The organism is Caproiciproducens galactitolivorans (genome assembly GCF_004768785.1).
GTDB lineage: Bacteria > Bacillota > Clostridia > Oscillospirales > Acutalibacteraceae > Caproiciproducens > Caproiciproducens galactitolivorans.
This window is the reverse complement of record NZ_SRMQ01000001.1, coordinates 86,157-109,089: the sequence shown is the minus strand read 5'-3', so window position 1 is coordinate 109,089 and position 22,933 is coordinate 86,157. Positions and strand designations below refer to the sequence as shown.

18 protein-coding genes and 1 tRNA gene are annotated in these 22,933 nt (G+C 48.9%); 8 read left to right on the top strand and 11 right to left on the bottom strand.

Going from position 1 to position 22,933, the window contains the following annotated elements:
- Positions 1-16 precede the first annotated feature (16 nt).
- Positions 17-1,915 (top strand): ABC-F family ATP-binding cassette domain-containing protein, encoded by a 1,899-nt coding sequence (locus CAGA_RS00465; protein WP_135656610.1) that lies wholly within the window; start codon positions 17-19, stop codon positions 1,913-1,915.
- Between the two features lie 34 nt (positions 1,916-1,949).
- On the opposite strand, the gene CAGA_RS00460 is transcribed toward CAGA_RS00465, so the two are convergent.
- Positions 1,950-2,189, bottom strand: a complete 240-nt coding sequence (locus tag CAGA_RS00460; protein ID WP_135656608.1) for an HPr family phosphocarrier protein — start codon at positions 2,187-2,189, stop codon at positions 1,950-1,952.
- A 129-nt stretch (positions 2,190-2,318) separates the two neighbouring features.
- On the opposite strand from CAGA_RS00460, the gene mtaB reads away from it, so the two are divergent.
- The gene (gene mtaB, locus CAGA_RS00455) at positions 2,319-3,605 is read left to right on the top strand and encodes a tRNA (N(6)-L-threonylcarbamoyladenosine(37)-C(2))-methylthiotransferase MtaB (RefSeq protein ID WP_135656606.1); all 1,287 of its coding nucleotides are present in this window, start codon (positions 2,319-2,321) and stop codon (positions 3,603-3,605) included.
- On the opposite strand, the gene CAGA_RS00450 is transcribed toward mtaB, so the two are convergent.
- Positions 3,602-4,930, bottom strand: coding sequence for a glycoside hydrolase family 10 protein (locus tag CAGA_RS00450; RefSeq protein WP_243112888.1), 1,329 nt, complete (start codon positions 4,928-4,930; stop codon positions 3,602-3,604). The two genes, mtaB and CAGA_RS00450, sit on opposite strands and share 4 nt — an antisense overlap.
- Positions 4,931-5,053: 123 nt before the next feature.
- On the opposite strand from CAGA_RS00450, the gene CAGA_RS00445 reads away from it, so the two are divergent.
- The 3 genes from CAGA_RS00445 to CAGA_RS00435 all read left to right on the top strand — a co-directional run bounded on the left by CAGA_RS00445 (position 5,054) and on the right by CAGA_RS00435 (position 7,137).
- Positions 5,054-5,422, top strand: coding sequence for a zinc-ribbon domain-containing protein (locus CAGA_RS00445; protein WP_135656605.1), 369 nt, complete (start codon positions 5,054-5,056; stop codon positions 5,420-5,422).
- Positions 5,423-5,437: 15 nt separating this feature from the next.
- Positions 5,438-5,710 carry a DUF1294 domain-containing protein gene (locus CAGA_RS00440; protein ID WP_135656604.1) on the top strand — a complete coding sequence of 91 codons (273 nt, stop codon included), beginning with the start codon at positions 5,438-5,440 and terminating at the stop codon, positions 5,708-5,710.
- A gap of 146 nt (positions 5,711-5,856) precedes the next feature.
- A complete protein-coding gene (locus tag CAGA_RS00435; protein ID WP_135656603.1) occupies positions 5,857-7,137 on the top strand; it encodes a LysM peptidoglycan-binding domain-containing protein in 1,281 nt (426 codons plus the stop codon).
- Between the two features lie 39 nt (positions 7,138-7,176).
- Here CAGA_RS00435 and mgtA read toward each other — a convergent pair whose 3' ends face one another.
- On the bottom strand, positions 7,177-9,825 hold the full coding sequence (gene mgtA, locus CAGA_RS00430) for a magnesium-translocating P-type ATPase (protein ID WP_135656602.1): 2,649 nt from the start codon (positions 9,823-9,825) through the stop codon (positions 7,177-7,179).
- A 151-nt stretch (positions 9,826-9,976) separates the two neighbouring features.
- On the bottom strand, positions 9,977-11,194 hold the full coding sequence (locus CAGA_RS00425) for an O-antigen ligase family protein (RefSeq protein WP_167875113.1): 1,218 nt from the start codon (positions 11,192-11,194) through the stop codon (positions 9,977-9,979).
- 276 nt (positions 11,195-11,470) lie between these two features.
- On the opposite strand from CAGA_RS00425, the gene CAGA_RS00420 reads away from it, so the two are divergent.
- Complete coding sequence (locus CAGA_RS00420; RefSeq protein ID WP_135656600.1) at positions 11,471-13,807, top strand: cation-translocating P-type ATPase; 2,337 nt, start codon at positions 11,471-11,473, stop codon at positions 13,805-13,807.
- 115 nt (positions 13,808-13,922) lie between these two features.
- Here the strand turns inward: CAGA_RS00420 and CAGA_RS00415 are convergent, their stop codons facing one another.
- From CAGA_RS00415 to CAGA_RS00385, 7 genes are all read right to left on the bottom strand, one after another.
- Positions 13,923-14,867: an alpha/beta fold hydrolase gene (locus CAGA_RS00415; RefSeq protein WP_135656599.1), complete on the bottom strand. Its 945-nt coding sequence runs from the start codon at positions 14,865-14,867 to the stop codon at positions 13,923-13,925.
- Between the two features lie 86 nt (positions 14,868-14,953).
- Positions 14,954-15,649: a PAQR family membrane homeostasis protein TrhA gene (trhA, locus tag CAGA_RS00410; protein WP_135656598.1), complete on the bottom strand. Its 696-nt coding sequence runs from the start codon at positions 15,647-15,649 to the stop codon at positions 14,954-14,956.
- 77 nt (positions 15,650-15,726) lie between these two features.
- Positions 15,727-16,620 carry a radical SAM protein gene (locus CAGA_RS00405; protein WP_135656597.1) on the bottom strand — a complete coding sequence of 298 codons (894 nt, stop codon included), beginning with the start codon at positions 16,618-16,620 and terminating at the stop codon, positions 15,727-15,729.
- Complete coding sequence (gene pgeF, locus CAGA_RS00400; protein WP_135656596.1) at positions 16,617-17,459, bottom strand: peptidoglycan editing factor PgeF; 843 nt, start codon at positions 17,457-17,459, stop codon at positions 16,617-16,619. Before pgeF ends, CAGA_RS00405 begins: the two co-directional genes overlap by 4 nt.
- Positions 17,460-17,618: 159 nt before the next feature.
- On the bottom strand, positions 17,619-18,497 hold the full coding sequence (locus CAGA_RS00395) for a 3'-5' exonuclease (protein WP_135656595.1): 879 nt from the start codon (positions 18,495-18,497) through the stop codon (positions 17,619-17,621).
- A 1-nt stretch (position 18,498) separates the two neighbouring features.
- A complete protein-coding gene (gene typA / locus CAGA_RS00390; protein ID WP_135656594.1) occupies positions 18,499-20,319 on the bottom strand; it encodes a translational GTPase TypA in 1,821 nt (606 codons plus the stop codon).
- Between the two features lie 377 nt (positions 20,320-20,696).
- Positions 20,697-20,772 (bottom strand) — tRNA-Gly (locus tag CAGA_RS00385).
- 151 nt (positions 20,773-20,923) lie between these two features.
- Between CAGA_RS00385 and CAGA_RS00380 the strand changes: the two genes are divergently transcribed.
- On the top strand, positions 20,924-21,934 hold the full coding sequence (locus CAGA_RS00380; RefSeq protein ID WP_135656593.1) for a DnaD domain protein: 1,011 nt from the start codon (positions 20,924-20,926) through the stop codon (positions 21,932-21,934).
- Positions 21,931-22,926, top strand: coding sequence for an ATP-binding protein (locus tag CAGA_RS00375; RefSeq protein WP_243112887.1), 996 nt, complete (start codon positions 21,931-21,933; stop codon positions 22,924-22,926). The genes CAGA_RS00380 and CAGA_RS00375 overlap by 4 nt, the downstream gene beginning before the upstream one ends.
- The last annotated feature ends 7 nt before the right edge of the window (positions 22,927-22,933 follow it).

Sequence of the window (22,933 nt, the reverse complement as noted above, 5' to 3'; positions counted from 1 at the left end):
ATAAAGAGGTAAAATTATGGGTTTGCTAAACGCAAGCAATTTAAATAAATCCTTTGGCACCAACGTGATTTTCAGCGGCATTTCCTTTGAAGTACAGGAAAACGACCGGATCGGGCTTGTGGGCATAAACGGTTCGGGGAAAACAACCCTGCTGAAACTGCTCACCGGCGAGCTGCAGCCGGACGCGGGGGACATTTTCAAGGCGAATTCGACCGTGCTCGGCTATATGGAGCAGCACGTCTGCCGCGACCTTGACCGCAGCGCCTACAATGAAGTTTTAACCGTCTTTTCCGATTTGCTTCAAATGGAAAAAGAGCTTGAAGAAATAAACCTCCGCCTGCAGACAAAGCCGAAAGACCTTGACCAGCTTATTGAAAGGCAAGCCATGCTAAACGACCGCTTTGTCGCCATGGGCGGCCTTACCTGCCGCAGCAGGGCACGCTCGGCATTACTGGGGCTGGGGTTTGACGACGAGCAGATGGGCATGCCGATTGGCGTATTAAGCGGCGGGCAAAAAGCAAAGCTGCAGCTTGCAAAAATGCTCCTGTGCGGCGCGAACCTTCTGCTGTTGGACGAACCTACCAACCATCTGGATATCTCATCCGTAGAATGGCTGGAAGACTTTCTTCGCTCCTACTCCGGAGCCTATCTTGTGATTTCCCACGACCGTTATTTTCTGGATAAAATCACCAACCGTACATTTGAAATGGAAAAACGAAGGCTTACCGTTTATAAGGGAAACTACACTGCTTATCTTGCGCAGAAAGAAGAGAATCATTTAGCGGCGCAGCGGAAATACGACAATACACAGAAGGAAATCAAACGGATTGAGGGAATTGTCGCGCAGCAGCGCCAGTGGAATAAGGAAAAGAACATTAAAACAGCCGAGAACAAGCTGAAAATGATCGAACGGCTGGGGAAAACGCTAGAAAAGCCCGACGACAATCCGGAAAGCATCCATTTTGATTTCGACATCAGCCAACGCGGCGGAAACGATGTTCTGACCGTGGAAAACCTTGCGTTAAGCTTTGACGGCAAACACTTATTTAAAGATGTAAACCTTCATATTCGCCGACGCGAAAGGGTATTCCTGATCGGCCCGAACGGCTGCGGGAAAACCTCCCTGTTAAAAACCATTCTAGGGATTTATCCCCCCGAAGCGGGAGAGTTCCGTTTCGGCGCAGGAATCGACATAGGCTATTACGACCAGATTCAGGCGGGCCTTCATCCGGAGAAAACCGTAATCGATGAAATCTGGGATTCCTACCCCCGCATGACGCAGACGGAAATCCGGAACGCGCTCGCCGTATTCTTATTTAAAGGCGACGACGTGTTCAAGCCGGTTTCCGCCTTAAGCGGCGGCGAGCGGGCCAGGGTGCTGCTGCTGCGGCTGATGCTCTCCCGCAACAATTTCCTGCTGCTCGACGAACCGACAAACCACCTAGATATCGGATCCTGCGAAGCGCTGGAAGCCGCGCTGCAAAGCTACGAGGGCACGCTTTTGATTGTGTCCCACGACCGGTATCTCATCAATAAAATCGCGGACCGCATCTATTATCTGGACGAAAACGGGACGCAGGAATTTATCGGCAACTATGACGAATACCTGAAGGCAAGCCGGCAAAAAACAATCGAAGAAGCGGAAAGCCCCGATGTTAAACCGAACGAATACAAGCTACAAAAGGAACGCAACGCGGTTATTCGTAAGGAAAAGGCGGAAATGCGGCGCTATGAAGCGCGGATTGGCGAAATCGAGAAGGAAATCAGCGAACTGGAACAGGAATTGTTAAAGCCAGAAATTGCGAGCGATTATCAGGCCGCGATGGAAATTACGGAAAAGATCAGCGCATTAACGCAAGAAAACGATGAATTCTATAAGCAATGGAGCATTCTCGCGCAAAAGTATGAAGAATAAAAAAGGGCCCGGCGTGTTCGCCGGGCTTGGGGATTCATTTTTTTGCTACAGGTTTGAACTGCTCAAGTTGGGCAATAAATTCTTTTCCTTCTTCGCTCGGGACCTCGATGGTCACCGGTTTGGAAAGATCCATGCTGAAAACGCCCATAATGGATTTGGCATCGATCTTATATTTATCTGTAGTAAGGTTTATCGGAAAGGAATAGCTGTTTGTCAATGTAACAAATTTCTTTACAGCCTCAATGCTTGACAATACGATAGAAGTTGTGTACATCAGAGTCCCTCCATATACAAAATTCATATCCCATGATATAGCACTACGGCATTTTGGTCAATATCAATTATGACCAGACTTTTTGACAAATAGCAAAATTAAATATTCAAATTTTTAAAAGGGGAAAACATGAAAGTTTCTGTTATTACGCTCGGATGCAAAGTAAACCAGTACGAATCGCAGGCGATGCTGTCCCAGCTTACCACCGCGGGCTTCAGCGCCTGCGGCGCGGATGAGGAAAGCGACGTTGTGTTAATTAATTCCTGCACCGTAACGGCAATGAGCGACCACAAGGTGCGCCAGGCGCTCCACCGCGCAAGGCGCAAAAACCCGGACGCCGTCATCGTTCTTACGGGCTGCATGCCGCAGGCTTTTCCCGAAGCCGCGGCGAAGCTGCAGGACGCGGATATCGTTCTCGGCAATTCCAACCGCTCCTCACTTCTTCCGGACATTCTGAATTACCTCTCCTCACGCCAGCGCATCGTGGATATTGTCCCCCATGAAGAGGCATCCGGATTTGAATCGATGAAGGTTAATCAATTTTATGAACGAACGCGCGCTTTTGTGAAAATTGAAGACGGCTGCAACCGCTTCTGCTCGTACTGCATTATTCCTTACGCGCGCGGAAGGGTGCGCTCCAAACCCATGGATGAGCTGAAAAAGGAAATAAACGAAATCGCCGCAAACGGCTACCGCGAGATTGTATTGACCGGGATCAACCTTTCCGCTTACGGACAGGATATCGGACTGCATCTCTGTGACGCTGTGGAAGCTGCCTGCGCGCCCGAAAGCATCGCGCGGATACGCCTTGGTTCCCTGGAGCCCGAACAGCTCAGCGAGGACGTGATCGCCCGTTTGAGCCGCCAAAAGAAACTCTGCGCACAGTTTCACCTCTCGCTTCAAAGCGGCTGTGATGAAACACTACGGCGCATGAACCGGCATTACAATACGAATGAATACCGCACCATCGTGAAAAACCTTCGCGCGGCATTTCCAAACGCCGCCATTACAACGGATATTATGGTTGGCTTTCCCGGGGAGACCGAGGAAGAGTTTCAAAAATCACTGGACTTTGCAAAGGAAATCTGCTTTGCAAAGGTTCATGTCTTCGCTTATTCCCGCCGCCCCGGCACCAAGGCGAACGACGCACCCGATCAGGTTACGCAGGCGGTTAAAGAACAGCGCAGCCAGCGGATGATTGAAATAACGCAAAAAACGAAAGAGGACTTTTTCCGCCGTCAGGTCGGTTTAACCGAACCGGTTCTTTTTGAACGTGAATGTGAAAAGGGCGTTTACGAAGGCTACACCGAAAACTACACCCCGGTAAAAACACATAGCGATGAATCGCTTGCCGGGCGTATTGTTCCGGTAAAGCTCACGCAGGCCCAGCACGATTTCTGCATTGGAGAGATTTAACGGAGCACTTTCATAACATTCTGAACCTCTTCCTTTGTCTGATCGGCATTCAGATAATCCCATGAATAGAACATAAAGCCGTCGCAGGAAGCCTTCCTTCCCGTTTCAACCTGACGGGCCAGAATGTTATTGGATTTTTTCCAAGTGCCGCTGTCTGCGTCGGAGCCGCTTTTGTAAACGGCAAGGCCGAGGTACAGCTTTACATCTTTATTTACGACCAGCTTTCGCCAGTTCTGCGCGGCCGTGCCGAACGGGAGCACCGGATTTTCAAAATTCACATAGAGCTGCGGGCAGATATAATCGACATAGCCCCGGACGCTGCACCAAGATGCAACATCAGCCCCCATTTTCTTATCGTTCTCAATGTTGCCCTGGGGCGCAATTCCGAACGGCAGATTCGGCTTTACTTCCTTGATTTCACTATAAACAAGCGACACCAGCGCGTTGATATTTCCCTGCCGCCATTCCAGAAGGCTGACCGGCGTACCGCTTTGGGAAGCGGCCGCGCAATAGCTGTCGTAGGCGCTTTTATCGAAGGATGCGTCCTGTGTGGGATAAAAATAATCGTCGAACTGGATCCCGTCCACGTCATAATTTTTCGCGATCTCTTGGGCGCCGTCCGCAATGAGCTTGCGGACCTGTGCGTAGGCGGGATTATAATATTTCCCGTTTGCACAGTCTACTGTCCATCCGGCTTTCGCCGAATCCTTTTTCCATAGATTATAGTTATTTCCCTGCGCCAGAATGGACGGCGATGCCGACGTCTGAATGCGCAAGGGATTGATCCACGCTTGAAGCTTCATGCCTGCCTTATGTGCTGACGCGACCATCAGCGCGAGTGGGTCGTAGCCCGGATCAACGCCCTGTGTGCCGCCGACTACATGGCTCCATGGAAAATACGCAGACTTGTACAAAGCGTCGCCAAACGGACGCACCTGCACAATCAGCGTGTTCATTCCACAATTTTTCGCCCCGGACACAATGGCGTCAAATTTCTTTTGAAAGGCCGCCTCGCTTTTATCGTTGCTTTTACTCATATCCAAGCTCATATACGGCACCCACACCGCGCGCATTTCATCGACCGGTGCTTTCACCTGTTCAGCCGGCGCGGACGCAACCACGGGTGCTGTGTCCGGCTCCGGAATGCTTTGCTGCAGACCGGTTGCAGCATTCGGCTGAAAGGCAGAAGCCTGTTGTGCGGAAACGGCAGGAATCCCTCCGCCCTTTTTGTTTTCCATATTCAACGCCATGGAAACAGCGACCGCCGCCGCAAGCAGGCATATGCAGACGAAAATGCTATGCCGGTCGAAAAGCTTGATTACCATAGAAACCCGTCCTTTCATTTTTACTGTCCGTTCCGCCTTCTGTTTCCGCGGAATAGAGATATTGACAGAAGCGTTTCCATCGTGTAGGATACCATTTAATACATTTCGTAAGGGGGCATATCCATGTTCTTTATCGTGGGGATCACCAACGGCGCACACGATCTGGGAGTCAGAAAATGTGGATTTTTTCCCTGCTGTTCCGCAAATGGGGCGATGGCTCTGGTCACCTGCACCTTCCAGCAGTTTACTTTTTTCTTCCTTCCCCTGTTCCGTTTCAGCAAGCGCTATTTTGTCACCTGTCCAAACTGCGGCGCGGTTTACGAGCTTTCGGCCGATGAGGGAAAGCGCGTTGAAAAGGATTATACAGTTGAAATAGATCCAAGGAAGATGTATATCATCCAAGGCGCTTACCGAAGAACCTGCCCAAACTGTAACTGCCCTGTTGACCCAAACTGCAATTACTGCCCAAACTGCGGCGCAAACCTGCGATAAAAGAGAGGAAAAGACATGCCTGCTTATATATACTGGTGTTCTTATCTGATTATTATTAATTTCATAGCAATCGTTGTGACAATCGTAGACAAGCATAACGCGAAAAAGCATCGCCGGCGCGTTCCGGAGGATGCTCTGCTTTTTCTTGCCGCATTCGGCGGCTCCGTTGGCATGCTGCTTACGATGTATGCAATTCGCCACAAAACGCATCACAAAAAATTTATGTTTGGCATTCCGGTGATTATTACGCTGCAAATCGTCACCGCTTATTATCTATTTTTCCGTTAAACAAATAGAACAGTTTGATATTTCATATCAATCCCAGAAAATCCACACAGCGTCCCAACAGGGCAGGCATACCCCGTCTCCGGATTTCATATACTGTTAGAAAACGGTACCCGCTAACAAATTATGAATGAAAAGGTGTGATGGGTTTGGTAATACATACTGTCCGGCAGGGAGATACCATCTATTCTTTATCAAGAAAGTATGGTACGACCGTTCAAAAGATAATAGCTGATAACGGTCTGGAAAACATCAACCATCTTGTCATCGGCCAAGCAATTGTAATTGACGTAGACAGCGTGCGCCACACCGTATTACCCGGCGAATCACTATATTCCATCGCGCGGATGTATGATACGACGGTCTTTCGTATATTGAGCGCAAACGAAGGGATTACCGACCCTTCCTCCATCAGCGTAGGTCAGATTATTATCATCCCGTTTGCAACTGAAAAATCAGGAACGATTGAAGTAAACGGCTATGCGCAAACGGATATCGAAAACACCACACTAGAACGCACCCTTCCGCACTTAACCTACCTTAGCATTTTCAGCTATCAGGTCAAACCGGACGGAAGCCTGACCGCCATTCAGGATGGCCCGCTTATCGAGGTGGCCCGACGGCAGAGCGTAGCTCCGATGATGGTTATTACCAACATAAAAGAGGGCGGCGGCTTCGGAAGCGAGCTTGCGAATACGATCCTGACCAACGAGACGCTTCAGGACACCCTTCTTGACAATGTCATAGGCATTATGCAGGAAAAAAACTATTTCGGGCTGGATGTCGATTTTGAATATATCTTCCCGCGCGACCGGGAAAACTACAATAATTTTCTGAAAAAAACGGTGGATCGCCTGCATTCTCTGGGCTATATCGTAACAACAGCCCTTGCGCCCAAGACAAGCGGGAGCCAAGCGGGGCTTCTGTATGAAGCGCACGACTATGCGACCCACGGACTTCTGGTTGACCATGTTATCCTGATGACCTACGAATGGGGCTATCTGATGGGGCCGCCCCGTGCGGTCGCCCCGGTTAACCTTGTGGAAGATGTAATACAGTATGCGGTATCGGTTATGCCGAGCAGAAAGATTTTCATGGGAATCCCGAACTACGGCTACGACTGGACCCTCCCCTATATTCAGGGCACCGCGGCGCGTCCGATGACCAATGTGGGCGCAGTAAACCTTGCCTCACAGGTCAGCGCGAACATTCAATTTGACCAAACCGCGCAGTCCCCATTTTTTAATTATTACGACAGGAGCGGAAAGCAGCACATTGTTTGGTTTGAAGACGCCAGAAGCATTGAAGCGAAAATGAAAGTGGTTGCCAAATACAACCTTGGCGGGGTAAGCTACTGGACGATTAACAGCTTCTTCCCTCAAAACTGGGTGGTACAGGACAATATGTTTACCATCAAAAAAGTTTTATAGCAAAAAAGGACTTGGCCGGTTGGCTCAAGTCCTTTTTATTTACAGCCACGAACGGTTGATTTTAATATAAATCATCTTCACAATCTGCGCAAATGTAATATATCCCAGAATAATCACCGCAAGCCAGCCAAAGTATGCCATAGGAAGGCTTGCAAGCCCCACATAAGCGCCGAGCGGTGTAAATGGAATAAGAATACCGATCGCCATGATAACGGACGTCAGGAGCACCACAGGAGTTGCTGCGCGGCTTTGCACGAACGGAAGTTTCGGCGTACGGATCAGGTGGATGATCAAAGTCTGGGAGAGCAGACTTTCAACAAACCATCCGGCGTTAAACAGCGCGATTAGAGCGGGGTTCGTCGCTGTGTTGCAGCCAAATACGAACCACATCAAAAGATAGGTCGCAATATCAAAAACAGAGCTTACCGGCCCGATACAAAGCATAAACTTGCCGATGCTCGTAGCATCCCATTTCCTCGGTACGCAAAGATATTCCACATCCATGTTGTCCCACGGAATGGAAATCTGGGAAATGTTATACAGTAAATCCAGAACAAGAATCTGAACCGGCATCATGGGCAGGAATGGCAGAAACGCACTCGCGACCAGCATAGACAGCATATTCCCAAAATTGGAGCTTGAGGTCATCTTGATATATTTAATGATATTTCCAAAGATTTTGCGTCCTTCAATAACGCCATGCTCCAGCACCATCAAATCCTTTTCCAAAAGGATAATATCCGCGCTCTCCTTGGCAATGTCCACCGCCGTATCGACAGAGATACCTACATCGGCTTTGCTGAGCGCCTGTGCATCGTTGATGCCGTCACCCATAAACCCAACCGTATGACCGATTTCCTGCAGCGCATTGACAACGCGAGCCTTCTGCATCGGAGAAAGCTTGGCGAAAACAGTGGTGTCCCCTGCCTGCCGCATCAGTTCTTCCTCGCTCATTTCCTCTATTTCAGAGCCGAGAAGGATTTTATCGACCGACAGCCCGACGTCACCGCAGATTTTCCGCGTTACTCCTTCGTTATCGCCTGTAAGCACCTTTACCTGAACGCCGTATTCTCCCAGCGCGCTTATAGCGGCGGCGGCAGATTTCTTCGGCGGGTCCAAAAGGCCGAGATAGCCCATCAGTGTCATATCGCTCTCGTCTTTTACTCCGAAGACGCCCTCAACGGACGGGTCTCTTTTCTGGGCAACGGCAATTACCCTCATCCCCTGGGAATTCAATTCTTGCGCCATATTGACAACCTGCCTGCGCAGCTCTTCGGTCAGCGGCAGGACTTCACCCTGATATTCGCAGCAGGAGCAAATCTGGAGGATTTCTTCTACCGCGCCCTTTGTAATAACCTGTGTTTTTCCCTCACGGTTTTTCAGCACGACGCTCATGCGGCGGCGCGCAAAATCAAAAGGAATTTCATCTACTTTGATATATTCGTTATTTAAATAAGTTATGCTTTCTTCATTGGCTTTATCAATAACCGCCAGATCGATCAGGTTTTTCAGCCCTGTCTGAAAATAACTATTCAGATAAGCATACTTCAAAACTCTTTGGTCTTCTATGCCCTGTACGTTTAAGTGGCGCTCAATAACGATTTCGTCCCTTGTCAGCGTACCGGTCTTGTCGGTACAGAGAATGTCCATCGCACCGAAATTCTGAATCGAATTCAAATGCTTTACCACGGTCTTCTGGCGGGACATGCTGACGGCTCCCTTGGCCAGATTCGTCGTTACGATCGTCGGCAGCATTTCCGGTGTTAAACCAATGGCAACGGAAATGGCAAATAAAAGCGCTTGAATCCAGTTGTGCTTCGTAAGACCGTTCAGCAGGAATACAACCGGAACCATAACCAGCATAAAACGAATCATCAGAAAGCTTACGGAATTCACACCCTTATCAAAACTGGTGGGTGCACGTTCGCCGGAAAGTGCCCTGGCCATGTTGCCGAAATACGTGTTATCCCCGGTGGCAAGCACAACGGCAAGAGCGGAACCGCTCACGACATTGGTACCCATAAAGCAGATATTCCGAAGATCAAACAGGTTGTCTTCCTTTTTCGTTCGGTCCGGATCGGAGAATTTTTCAATTGGTTCGGATTCACCCGTCAGCGCCGACTGGCTGATAAATAAGTCCTTTGCCTTTAAGATCCGCAAATCGGCGGGGATCATGTCGCCGCCCGCAAGAACAACGATATCGCCCGGCAGTAGGTCGGCCATCGGTATTTCTTCGCGTCCGTTTTCACGGCGAATAACCGTTGCTGTTGTTTTTACCATAGATTTCAGGCTTTCCGCTTCTTTTCCGGAACGGAATTCCTGAAAGAAGCGCAGGCCGCCGCTGATCAGCACAAGGGTCAGAATCACGATAACCGCAGCCGGACTCCTTTCTTCCGGTTTTGCAAGCTCGACTTCGGTAATAAAGGAGATTGCGGCAATTACAAGCAACACAAAGGTAAACGGATTCTCGAACGCCTTTATTAATTGTATATACCATGGCTTTGGCTTCTCATGGGATATTTCATTGCTTCCGTACTGTTCGGAGAACATTTCAACGTCAACAATATCCAACCCTTTTTCCCTTGTCTTAAGGGTAGAAAGCAGAATATATTTTTCCATGTTCGAATATTCTTTGAGTTTCTTTGCAATGGCCTGCGCGCTGATATCTGTCATTTGTGTTTTCTTCATTTTAACACCTCCTGCGGGGTTTTTAAGGAAAAAAGTCCCCTGCCTGATTGGGCAAGGGACGAAAGATTCTGTTGTGCAATCACATACAATTAATATTGAGTTCAGCAGACTACCGCCCTGCTTTCGGGACAAGGCAACCGAATTAGAGAAATCAGTTTTTCAGGTACACAGGCTGGACGGGTGCTTTCTCCGCGTAGTCCGGCACAAGCGAAGGCAGGCGAAGCTGGCTTTCCAGGCACTCCGAACCGATGCCCATCGCTGAATACATAAAAATAAACAATAAGCCGGTCTGAATCCAAAGAATCGTCACATCGGTCATACCGTGCACAGCGGTAGCAACCAATGCCGCTGTAAAAAGAATATTCATATTCATCCCAATATTATTTTTGAAACGAAGCAACAAAAGCTTTAGCTGAGCAAGACAGTAAATTCCGATTGCTCCAAAACCGACAAAGCCAAAATTCAACAGGGTGTCCAGCAATAAATTATGGCAATGATAGGTTTTGTAGCCTCCAAGCTGTTCACAGATCATCTGATAGGAAAGCGCGCCTGTTCCAAAGAAAGGATGCCTTGTAATGCCGCGGAGCGCAGTCGTCCAAATTGAGAGCCTTTGGCCGCAGGTGCTGTCGATTGCTTCAAGGCCCCGCGGAAAAATCGAGGGAAAAATAGCCCCAACCGTAACAAAGGCCGCTGCAACACAAACCAACCCAACCGCAAGGGCATAGCGGTTCTTCAACACCAGCATCGTCATGACGGCGCATGCGGTAGCTATGAAGGCGGAACAGCTAGCCGACAGATAAAGTCCAATCAAGTTGAGTTCAATAACGGCAAGATAAAAGTTCTTTTTTTGTTTGTTGGTAAATATGCGATATATGGCAATAATGATTATAAATTCAATCATCATTCCATAACAGTTCGCGTTATGGAATACGGAAACCGGGCGGTATCGCGGCGCCAGACCGTAAGCGGTTACTTTCTGGTAAACGGCGATCGCAACGCACCAGAGGCTCGCGATACACGTAAGATCCATTACTTTGTTAAAAAGAGAACGGTTCATTACGCTTCGAACATAGAACGCACAGGTAGCTGCAGCGAGAATAACGATTGCGTACACCATTCCCCAGTAATTATTATAGATTGCGGATATAAAAAACGGAATAATCAGAAAACCAAGAAGAAACTTTGAATAAGGAGAAGAAAATGCTTTTGTCCTTACTTTACAGTTAATCATCGTCATAATGGCGATTCCGCAGGTTACAACAACGCTGAAGTAAAAGGGTACAAATACGGAAGCCGCCAACAATAAAACGAGCATGCTGTCAATATCCTGGATCGGAAGTTTTAATTTTCGAAAGTCAAATTTTATCATATTCAACATATTCGATAAGATTCAGACCCCCTTTTCTCATTTTACGATCTGTGAAATTTAATCCACTCAGCATTTCACATTTTTTTATTATACCATAACGTTTTTTGGAAACAAGATAAATTATGATTGAATATGCGACTTTAACGATTCATAATTTATGTGTTTTGACGAAAATTGTTATCAATCTTTAAAGTTTTTTGCAAATTACGTTTTGCTTTGTCGTATATAGTATAATGAATTTCAATGCGAAACATACATGAATAGGGGACAAAATACATGACACTTGATGAAAGCTGCTCCAAAGGATTAACGCAGGAGGAGGTGGAATCCCGCCAACAGCGGGGTCTTGTAAACGGAACAGATGAAATAAAAACCAAATCGATCGGACAGATTATATTAAATAACCTTGTTACGCCATTTAATATTTTAAATGTAGCGCTTGCCGCTTTAATCGTTATGGTAGGGTCCTTCAAGAATCTGTTGTTTATGGGTGTTATCATCTGCAACACCCTTATTGGAACAATACAGGAAATCCGGGCAAAAAAAACAATCGACCGGCTGAAGCTGATCGCGGCGCCGAAAGCCGGCGTCATGCGGGGCGGGGTAAAGCAGGAGCTCCCCGTTGAGGACCTGGTATTGGACGACATCCTGATTCTGACAAGCGGAAATCAGGTTTGCGCGGACTGCGTGGTCGTTGACGGCGAATGCGAAGTCAACGAATCGTTAATTACCGGCGAGCAGGATCCTATCTTAAAAAAAGCCGGGGATCACCTTTTAAGCGGAAGCTTCATTGCAAGCGGAAGCTGCTGTGCAAGGGTTGAACACATCGGTGCGGAAAATTATGCGTCAAAAATCACGAAAAACGCCAAATATTTAAAAAAGCCGAACTCCGAAATTATGAACTGGATTAATAAAATCATAAAATATATTGGTTTTTCCATCATCCCGATCGGTACCCTTCTATTTTACAAGCAGTATTTTCTGTCCGGGGAACCTTTTCAGCGCGCCGTTGTCGGCACCGTTGCCGCTTTGATCGGCATGATTCCGGAGGGGCTTGTCCTTTTGACTAGTGTCGTGCTGGCCGTCAGCGTCATGCGCCTGGCGTATCATAAGGCGCTGGTGCAGGAGTTATATTCGATTGAAACGCTTGCGCGCGTGGATACGCTCTGCCTTGACAAAACAGGCACGATCACGGAAGGGATCATGCAGGTGGACGCAATCCTTTCGCTTTCCGATCGAACAAAAGTAGATATCGAAAACGCCATCGCCGCCTTAATCAACACGTTAAACGATGAAAACCCAACAGCCAACGCAATCAGGGGGCTCGGCCTTGCCACGCCGGATTGGGAATACACGCACAAAGTTGCGTTTTCATCCGCCCGCAAATGGAGCGGGGCCACGTTCCGCAGCGAGGGCAGCTATCTGTTAGGCGCGGGGGAATTTATTCTAAAAGACGATTTTTCGAAAATCAGCGCTCTTGTAAAGGAGCATTCTGCTCTAGGGCAGCGCGTCCTTCTTCTGGCCCATTCCCCAGACCCGATCCAAGGCAGCGAGCTTCCGGCAACCATCGAGCCTGTTGCCCTGATTTTATTAAGCGATAAAATTCGGAAAAACGCAAAAAGAACCCTGTCGTTTTTTGCCGACCAGGGTGTCGACATTAAGGTGATTTCCGGCGATAACCCGGTAACCGTTGCAAATATCGCAAAAAAGGCGGGATTGAAAAACGCAGACAAGGTCATCGACGCTTCCCTGCTATTGACCAAGGACGATTTAAAAGACGCGGCGGAAAAATATACTGTGTTCGGACGCGTAACCCCCCAGCAAAAACTGGACCTTGTCAAAGTTTTGAAGGAACAGGGGCATACGGTTGCCATGACGGGCGACGGTGTGAACGACGTGCTCGCTTTAAAGGAAAGCGATTGCAGTATCGCCATGGCCTCCGGAAGCGACGCTTCGAAAACGGTGTCGCAAGTCGTCCTGTTGGATTCGGATTTTGCAAGCATGCCACGGATTGTAAACGAAGGAAGGCGTTCGATTAATAATTTACAGCGTTCCGCTTCCCTGTTCCTTGTCAAGGCGATTTTTTCCGCAATCATTGCCGTACTTTTTATCTTTGTAAACTGCGGTTATCCATTCCAACCGATTCAATTCACGCTGATCAATGCGGTGACCATTGGGATTCCATCCTTTATCCTTGCTTTGGAACCGAACCGGGAACGCATACAGGGAAGCTTTATGATCAACGTCATGCGGAAATCGCTGCCGGGCGCGCTAACCATGTCGACAAATATACTCTTCCTCGTATTAATCGCGTGCAGCTTGAAATTTTCCCACGAGCAAATTTCCACAATGGCAGTAATCGTCACCGGTTATACCGGGCTGCTTACCCTATTTAAGGTCTGCATCCCGTTTAATATCAAGCATGCCGTTCTGTTTTGGCTGATGACGGGCATTTTTGTGGTTGCCATGCTCTTCTTTAAACCGTTTTTCTCCCTTGTGAATTTAACCTTACCCATGCTGCTAATTCTCGTTCCGTTGCTGCTTGCAGCCACCAGTTTAATGGCTCTGTATTACCATATGATTGAAAAAGTAATTATGAAAAAAGCAAAGTAGACCTTTCAAGTTAATGTTCCTAACATAACCCAGATAATCCGGTTTTAATCGATAGAACCAAACGGAAAGATATTACAAAAGGACAGCGCCGAAGAAACTTCGCGCTGTCCTTTTTCTATGCATTCCCCGCAAGGATGTCATCCAGAAAATTCTCAATATCCGTAAAAACTTCCTGCCGGTTTATTTCACATAAGATTGAATGCTTTGCGCCGGGGTACAAAATCAGCCGCACATCATGGCCGGTCTTTTTCAGCTTCCGCGCAACCTGACGCACGCCCTTTCCGAACCCGCCCACCGGGTCGCTGTCCCCGGAAATCAGCAAAATAGGGATTTGCGGCATCTTTTTAAACCAGCTCGGGGAAGCTACCCGCTCCTGTAAAAGAAGAATATCCCGGTAACCGGACACGGTAAAATCAAAACCGCAGAGCGGATCCTTTATATATTTTTCCACCTCGTCCGCATCACGCGAAATCCAGTCCGCCGGAATGGAAAGCAGGGCAAAATTCCTGGTGCTATTGACCGAAGCCATCTTTTTGAATATCTCGTCGTGTCCCTTTTCGCCCTTCTTTTTCACGGCGGTATTGCAAATCATCTTCTGCACTTTTATAGCGGATTTCGGCACACTCCCGCACGTCCCCATAATTACCGCGCCGGCCAGTTCGCTGCCGTGCTGCGCACAGTAGGATCTGACCAAAAGGGAGCCAAGGCTGTGGCCCATGAGAATATAGGGCGCTTCGGGATAATCCCTGTGGATGAGCGTATAAAGCTTGTGCATATCCTGGACCAGATTCTGGAAGCCGCCTTTTCCGAAATAACCGTAGGAGCCTCCTGCAGAAACAGATTTCCCGTGCCCCAAATGGTCGTTTACCGCAACCGCAAAGCCCTTGGATGCCATATATTTTGCAAATTCAACGTAAAGCAGGCTGTGTTCCGACATGCCGTGCGCGATTTGCAAAACGCCCTTGACGTTTGCCTTTTCCGCCGGCTCCAAAATCCTTACAAAAATCCGTTCATCCTCCACACAGGAATCAAAAGACAGTTCTCTTTTCTTGATATCCAACTTTCCCACCTCTTCACGCTGCTTTCATCCTATACCATATTATATCGCAAAGAGGAGAAAAAAGATCGTATGAATTGTAAACAATTCTAGACGGCAATATTATAAATGACAAAATAATGAAAAACCGACCCGCCAAGGACAAAAAGGTGCCACACACTATGCATATATTTCATCTTCTTGCCTAAGCCGTATATGACCGCACCGACCGTATAAAGCACGCCCCCCAGAAGCAAATACAGAATGGAACGGGAGTCAAGCTTCTGCATCAGCGGCTGAAAGAAAAATATCACAAACCAGCCGAGCGCGATGTAGCAAACCATGGAAAATGTTTTAAAACGGTTCAAATTGATCGCGTTCAGAACAACCCCTATGATTGCCACCGTCCATACAATGGTAAACATCAGCCATCCGGTCGCCCCGCCGAAGCACAACAGGGAAATCGGCGTATAGGTACCCGCAATCAACAGGAAAATGGTACAATGGTCGAGAATCCGGCAGATTTTTTTGCCGTTGCAGATACCGAGCGCATGATACAGGGTGGAAACCGCATACAACAGAATCATGGTCGCTCCGAAGATCGACACCGCCGTTGTCGTCAGCGCATCATGCCGCCCGTACATCAGCAGCGCCACCAAACCGGCAATGGCAAGCCCCACGCCCACGCCGTGCGTTGCGGCATTGAGGATTTCCTCCAGCACCGTATAATCCGGCAGTTCCAGTTCGCTTCTCCGGACCGCCCTCCACGCCGTTTTATTTATTTTGTTTATACTGTTGTCTACCATGATATCACCATCTTTTAAATATTATATTATGTAGTATTTAATACTAGGTAATAGTGTATCGCGGTACAATGGATTTGTCAAGGGGAAACTCCCTCTAAATTAAACGGCGGGATAAAATCCCGGCTTGCCGATTTTCTTTCCTGAACGAAACCGTCCAAATTCAGTCGGAACAGATGCTCCTGTACCTTATGGTATTCCCGTGCCGTAATCCGGCGGTTGATTTCGGGAAAATCCTCCGCTTTACCGCAGGGAATATATTGCGCCATCAAGCTGACCAGAACGCCGGCGGGCAGGCTTTCCCCCAGCCAGTCTAGGACGGCGATGGAATTGCGCGTATTCCCCGGTAAAATGAGATGCCTCACAATGGTGCCACGCGTCATCATGCCTTCCGCGTCAAACGCGGCCGGACCGGTCTGGCGCGCCATTTCAAGCACGGAGGCCTTCGCGTTTTCTACATAATTCGGCGCGCCGGAATATTTTTGCGCAAGCAGGTTGTCCGCATATTTAAAATCAGGCAGGTAAATGTCAATCCACCCGTCGAGCATTTTCAGCGTTTCCGGATTTTCATACCCGCCGGAATTATAAACGACCGGCAGCTTTGTTTTCCGGAGTGCAAGTGCCTTTAAAATCGCCGGAACAAAATGCGTTGGATTCACCAGATTAATATTGTGCGCCCCCTGTTCCGCAAGACGGTCAAATATGTCCGCCAATTCCTGCGCGCTGATAATTTTCCCCACTTCTTTTTCCGTACTGATCCGATAATTCTGGCAGAAAACGCACTTCAGACAGCAGCCGGTAAAGAAAACCGTGCCGGAGCCGCGCTTCCCGCTGATACAAGGTTCTTCCCAAAAATGAAGCGCTGCGCGCGCGACAACCGGATTTGCGCCCATCCCGCAGAAGCCGGCGCCTTGGTTTTCCGTTCGAAGCGCACCGCAGCCACGCGGACAAAGGGTGCAGTGCTGAATCGTCATGCTCTCCCCTCCGTCAGGCACATCATTGCGGCAAGCCCGCCGCGTTTTCCGCCGGTTGCGCGGTGCGACCAAAGCCATTGGGCGTTGCAGCGCGTACACAGTCCCGCAACCGAAATCTGCTCCTGAGGAATACCGGCGTGCATTAGTATGCGCCGATTTGCCTCCCATAAATCGATATGATATTTTCCTCCCCCGTTGTTTACGATAAATTCCTGCGGGTTCAGTTCTGTTAGTTTGGAAAATTCTTCATAAACCGGCGTGTCCACTTCAAAGCATTCGGGGCCGATGGACGGTCCGACCGCGGCAACAAGGTCACGGGGGCTGCTCCCAAATTCCCTCCCCATAGCTTTAACCATTTTCGCACCGATTCCGGCGACCGTACCACGCCAGCCCGCATGGGCCAATCCGATCGCACGCCTTGCGGGGTCAAGGAAAAACAGCGGGACGCAGTCCGCATAGAAAGTCACCAGCGTGACATCTGCTTCATCCGTGATCAAGCCGTCCACACTTTGGATATCCTTGGGTTTCCAGATACCCGTTCCCCGGTTCCGGGCACCCACCCTGCGAATAAAGGTTCCGTGATCCTGCGCGGAAGCTACCAGCGTGGTATAATCAAATCCCGCAGCGGAACAGAAGCGATGGAAATTCTCCGTTACATCCTCGTCAGAGTCGCCCCGCCCGAAATTTAAATTCATCGAGGCAAATTCCTTTTTGCTGACCCCGCCGATCCGGGTAGAAAAGGCATGCCTTACAAAGCCGTATTTTTCAAATTCCAGGAACGTAAGATAGGCAACGCCCCCTTTTTCATAGAATTTCATATTTTTACTGTCGTAATTCATAATGCCTCCAACAATTGATGATTTTTTGATTGTAGCATAGGGAAATCCGGAATGCAAACGGGCAGCGGCTCCCCTTTCCTCCCCCGCTATACTTATATATAATACTGCAGGAAGGCCGCGAGCGGAAGCAAGCGCCAGGGCACAAAAAAAGGAGAGCCGTCAGCTCTCCTCTTGAGGATTTTGCTCCTCTCTTTGATCCTTGTCGGATGGAACCGGAAGGATCCCTTTTTTTACAACCATGCCCTCATATTTCAGTTTAAACTGAACCCGGCCGTAAAACCGGTGATGGCAGTGCCAGCAGACAAACTCCGCGCGGTAGCTTTTATTTTTAAGCTGCCAGTCGCCCGTGCGGTGCGCACGCCGCCCGCAGAAATCGCAGGTAAAGCGCAGGTCGTTCCGCCGGATCAGCGGATGGTTTAAGTCGCAGATGATCACCGTTTTAAACAGCAGCTTGTCGTAAAACTCCTGCGCAGTCGCGTCCTGAATCAGCGGTTTAATTGTTTCGGGGTCATACAGCTTTCGTAAGCACTGGAGGGACAAAAGGCTGTCCCCCAAAGCGCGGTGGTGGTCATAGCCTTCTTCGTTAATGTTTAAAAGCTGCGCTGCGGTACTCAAGCCCATCTGCTTGGTCTTGTCGTAATTCAGCAATTTTTCACAGTATTCCTGTAAATTAACATACCGCTTTAGAAAAGGTATGCGCTCATTTCCGCAGAAATAGCGGCAGTTTTCAATCAAGGCGAGGATATCGGAGGTGCCCCATGTCATAAAAATCGCGTCACCCGCCCATTTTTTAAAGCGGCTGGTAACCTGCATGAATTGAAGGCCGTCCTGCAATTCTTCATTGGTTATGCTGGTCAGCGTCTTTATTTTACCGCTCAGTTTCTTCCCAACCTGAGGCCGCACCAAGGATTCAAAGGTATCTACAATCTGTAGGTTTTCATCAACCTTCACGGCGCCGAATTCGATGATTTCGTTGATAAAGCCTTTCAATTTCCGGCTGTAGGTACCATTCCATTCCAAATCAAGTATAATATACATTTTATTTTTTCTTGCTGGCTTGCTTCATGCGCAGCTCTTTGCTCAGAATCTTCTTGCGCATGCGGATACTTTTCGGCGTCACTTCAACCAGCTCATCGTCGCGAATAAATTCCAGACATTGCTCCAGGCTTAAAACGGTATGAGGCGTCAGCTTCAGCGCCTCATCCGAACCGGCGGCCCGGGTATTGGTAACATGCTTCTTCTTACAGACATTTACAACAATATCGTCGGATTTCGGGCTTACGCCCACGATCATGCCTTCATAAACCTCAACGCCCGGCCCAATAAACATGCGGCCGCGATCCTGTGCATAGAACAGGCCGTATCCGGTGGATTCGCCGGTCTCATGCGCAATCAGCGCGCCCTGCGGACGCGTCTGGATGTCGCCTTTATAGGGTTCGTAACCATCGAAAACGCTGTTCATGATGCCGTTGCCGTTGGTGTCCGTCAGGAATTCCTGCCGGTAACCCATAAGCCCGCGCGCCGGAATCTTGAATTCCAGATGGCTCATCCCGGTATCGCGGGTGCCCATATTCACAATTTCCGCCCTGCGCGTGCCAAGCTTTTCCATAACCACGCCCACGTAATTATCCGGAACCTCTATCATAAGAAGCTCAATCGGTTCACATTTTTTCCCGTCAATGGTTTTATAGATAACCTGTGGGGCGGATACCTGAAATTCATAGTTCTGGCGGCGCATCTGCTCAATCAGGATGGAGAGGTGCAGTTCCCCTCTTCCGGACACCTTGAAGGTATCGGGGGAATCGGTTTCCTCCACGCGCATTGCCACGTTGGTTTCCACTTCTTTAAACAAACGGTCGCGCAAATTGCGGGATGTCACATATTTTCCTTCCCGCCCCGCAAACGGGCTGTTGTTTACCATAAACAGCATGGAAACAGTCGGCTCATCAATCTTAACAAACGGAAGGGGATCGACACAATCGGGCGAACAGGCGGTTTCGCCGATATTCAGCCCCGGAATTCCGGAAACAGCGACCAGATCGCCTAATTTTGCCTCCTGCACTTCCACACGCTTCAAGCCTTCAAACTGATACAGCTTCGTAATCTTCGCATTTTTCTGCTCGCCGTCCCGGCAGCAGAGAACCACGTTATCCCCGTTGTGAACCTCTCCGCGTTCCACGCGGCCGATACCGATTCTTCCGACATAATCATCGTAATCGATATTGGAAAACAGAATCTGCGTCGGACCGTTGAGGTCGCCCTTCGGCGCGGGGATGTGCTCCAGAATCGCGTCAAAAAGCGGTTTCATATCGGTACCCGGAACTTCGGGATCCGTTGTAGCGTAACCGTCGCGCCCGGAAGCATAGATTACTGGGAATTCAAGCTGATCGTCATTTGCGCCAAGCTCAATAAACAAATCGAGGACTTCATCAACCACCTCAGCCGGCCTAGCACCCGGGCGGTCAATTTTGTTTACGACAACCAGAGGGCTTTTGCCAAGGCCAAGCGCTTTTTTCAATACGAACCGCGTCTGCGGCATGCATCCCTCAAACGCGTCGACCAACAGCAGAACGCCGTCAACCATCATCAGGATCCGTTCCACCTCGCCGCCGAAATCGGCGTGGCCGGGCGTGTCGACAATATTAATTTTAACGCCGTTATACATAACGGCTGTATTCTTGGAGAGGATTGTGATGCCGCGTTCACGTTCCAGATCATTCGAATCCATCACGCGCTCCACAACATTTTCGTTGGCCCGAAATATACCGCTTTGCTTTAAAAGCTGGTCAACCAGCGTTGTTTTCCCGTGGTCGACGTGCGCAATGATCGCCACATTCCGAATGTCGATTCTAGAGTCCATAATTGATATTACCTCTTTAATAATTATATTCATTCACAATAATTTCACAAAACTTTTTTATTATAGCATAAAACATCCTGTTTGTGAATAAGACAAGCTAAATAGAAAAAATTGTTCGAAAAAACGCCGGTAAAACACCGGCGCTTTGCATTTTAAGGAAAGATTTGTTACTTTTTATATGGATGGTTCAATTGATAGCCCAACTTTTCGCCAACGATACCCACTGCAAATCATGCGCGTCCCGGCTTGGATACAGATGGCGTTTCAAAATGAAAACATCTATAAGGTTGCAAATTCCGAAAAATGAATTTTCGTGTCTTATCCATCAAGCAAAGCATGAAAAAAGGACATACCTAACTGGAAGGTATGTCCTTAACTGGAGCGAACGACGAGGCTCGAACTCGCTACCTCCACCTTGGCAAGGTGGCGCTCTACCAGATGAGCTACGTTCGCATTGCTTGGTGCGAGAGTTATTATACGACAAAAGACGATCTTTTGTCAAGCCTCTTTTTTTAATTCAAATGTGTTTTTTTAGCAATTCCTTATTTGACAAGCTTATGTTATAATAACAAAGTGAATTTACTCGTTTTGAAAGGTGACCTGTATGAGCTGTTCTATTAATCTTGGAGAGTGGAACTCTATCTTTGCCGTTCCCTGCTCCGTTGTTGATAAACATATTAAATTAGCGGGTTCCGTCCAGTTGAAAGTCCTTTTGTGGGAACTCCGGCATGCGGGGGAACGCTTTGATGCCGCAGATATTGCAAAGGCGCTGGGCATTGACCGGGCCGATGTGAGCGACGCGATGCTCTACTGGCAGCAAACCGGGCTGTTCGCTGAAAAAGACGGGGAATTCGTTCCTGCCGGGGGAACCTCAGAAGCGGAAACCACAAAAACGGCAGAAGAGGCCCCGGCTGCGAAACCGACACAGGCACCGGAGAAGCCTAAAAGGATTCTTTCCCGCCCACAGAAGCCCGACAACGCGTTCGTTGCAAAGCGAATCGCGGAGTCCAAAGAAATTGCCTGCCTGATGCAGGAAGCCGAACAGATTCTCGGACGGTTGATTTCCAACGGCGACTCCGCCATGCTGTTAATGCTGCACGACCATTATGGCCTTCCCTGCGACGTGATTATCATGCTGCTGCAATACGCTGTCAGCATCGGCAAGGCCAATTCTAGGTACATAGAAAAAGTGGCCATGAACTGGGCCGACGAAGAAATCTTTACCCATGAAAAAGCGGAGGAAAAGCTGCGCCGCCTGGATGAAAGCAAAAAAGCATGGCATGCGGTGGAGCAGGCAATCGGGATTATGCACCGCGCGCCTTCCTCGAAGGAGCAGGCTTTCGCCTCTGTCTGGATTAACGAATGGAAATTCAACACCGCGCTGATCCACGAGGCGTATGAGCGCAGCGTGGACAACACCGGCAAATTCAGTCCCAGCTATATGAATAAAATCCTGGAGCGCTGGCACAAGGAAGGAATTTCCACGCTGGAACAGGCGCAGAAGGATAAGGAAGAGCGTGCGGCGGCCCGCAAAGGCGGCAGGAAGCCGATAACAACCTATGATATTGAGGAATACGAACGCTCCGGCGTTTTTGATAATTTTGACAGGAAGTGATTGCATTGGGTTACAGCAGGGAAATTTATGAAAGCGCGGAAAGGATTCTTGCAGAACGCCGTAAAACGGCCGAAAACGCCGCGGCCGAGCGCAAATCCATATTTTACAGTTGTTACCCGGAAGCAAAAAAAATCGAATCCGCACTGTCTAAAACCGCCATTGCCGCGGCGCGCGCCATTTTCGGCGGCGGCAACGCAAAGGAGCAATTAACGAAGCTGAAGCAGGAAAATCAGATGCTGCAAAACCAGATGAACGAACTGCTCGCATCCGCCGGGCACAACTCGGATTATCTGGAGCCGCCCTATGTTTGCAAAAAGTGCAGCGACACCGGCTATATTGACGGCAGGATGTGTTCCTGCATGAAAAAGCTTCTTCGGGCGCAGGCTTACGAAAATCTGAACAAGCTGACGCCGCTTTCCCTTTCCACTTTTGAGAGCTTTTCGCTCGATTATTACCCCGACATTGCGGAAAACGGCAGGGAGTCCCCGCGCAGAATTATGGAAAAGGTTTTTTACAACTGCCAGAATTACGCCCGCAATTTTTCGCTCTCCTCCCCCAGCCTGATTATGCAGGGTGGTACGGGGCTCGGCAAGACCCATATGTCGCTAGCAATTGCCAATACAGCGATCAAAAAAGGCTTCGGCGTTGTATACTGTTCCGTTAACAACATCATCACCCAGCTGGAACACGAACATTTCGGCCGCGATGCACAGGGGGATACCGACAGGCTCCTTCTGGAATGCGACCTGCTGATTCTGGACGATCTGGGGACGGAATTCCGCAGCGCGTTTTCCTGCGCAGAAATTTATAATATCGTAAACACAAGATTAATGACGCAGAAACCAACCATTATCAGTACCAATCTATCCCTGCAGGAGCTTCAGGAACGGTACACAGAACGTTTCGCCTCCCGGATTATGGGCGATTACGTCCGCGTGCTGTTCTGCGGGAAAGACAACCGGCTCCAGAAACGCCTAAGAAACCAAACATAAGCAACGC

Excerpts from the sequence above, each read along its gene's own strand:
- CAGA_RS00465 (WP_135656610.1), top strand. The coding sequence starts at position 17 with ATGGGTTTGCTAAACGCAAGCAATTTAAATAAATCCTTTGGCACCAAC.
- CAGA_RS00460 (WP_135656608.1), bottom strand. The coding sequence starts at position 2,189 with ATGTACACAACTTCTATCGTATTGTCAAGCATTGAGGCTGTAAAGAAA.
- mtaB (WP_135656606.1), top strand. The coding sequence starts at position 2,319 with ATGAAAGTTTCTGTTATTACGCTCGGATGCAAAGTAAACCAGTACGAA.
- CAGA_RS00450 (WP_243112888.1), bottom strand. The coding sequence starts at position 4,930 with ATGGTAATCAAGCTTTTCGACCGGCATAGCATTTTCGTCTGCATATGC.
- CAGA_RS00445 (WP_135656605.1), top strand. The coding sequence starts at position 5,054 with ATGTTCTTTATCGTGGGGATCACCAACGGCGCACACGATCTGGGAGTC.
- CAGA_RS00440 (WP_135656604.1), top strand. The coding sequence starts at position 5,438 with ATGCCTGCTTATATATACTGGTGTTCTTATCTGATTATTATTAATTTC.
- mgtA (WP_135656602.1), bottom strand. The coding sequence starts at position 9,825 with ATGAAGAAAACACAAATGACAGATATCAGCGCGCAGGCCATTGCAAAG.
- CAGA_RS00425 (WP_167875113.1), bottom strand. The coding sequence starts at position 11,194 with ATGATAAAATTTGACTTTCGAAAATTAAAACTTCCGATCCAGGATATT.
- CAGA_RS00420 (WP_135656600.1), top strand. The coding sequence starts at position 11,471 with ATGACACTTGATGAAAGCTGCTCCAAAGGATTAACGCAGGAGGAGGTG.
- trhA (WP_135656598.1), bottom strand. The coding sequence starts at position 15,649 with ATGGTAGACAACAGTATAAACAAAATAAATAAAACGGCGTGGAGGGCG.
- CAGA_RS00405 (WP_135656597.1), bottom strand. The coding sequence starts at position 16,620 with ATGACGATTCAGCACTGCACCCTTTGTCCGCGTGGCTGCGGTGCGCTT.
- pgeF (WP_135656596.1), bottom strand. The coding sequence starts at position 17,459 with ATGAATTACGACAGTAAAAATATGAAATTCTATGAAAAAGGGGGCGTT.
- CAGA_RS00395 (WP_135656595.1), bottom strand. The coding sequence starts at position 18,497 with ATGTATATTATACTTGATTTGGAATGGAATGGTACCTACAGCCGGAAA.
- typA (WP_135656594.1), bottom strand. The coding sequence starts at position 20,319 with ATGGACTCTAGAATCGACATTCGGAATGTGGCGATCATTGCGCACGTC.
- CAGA_RS00380 (WP_135656593.1), top strand. The coding sequence starts at position 20,924 with ATGAGCTGTTCTATTAATCTTGGAGAGTGGAACTCTATCTTTGCCGTT.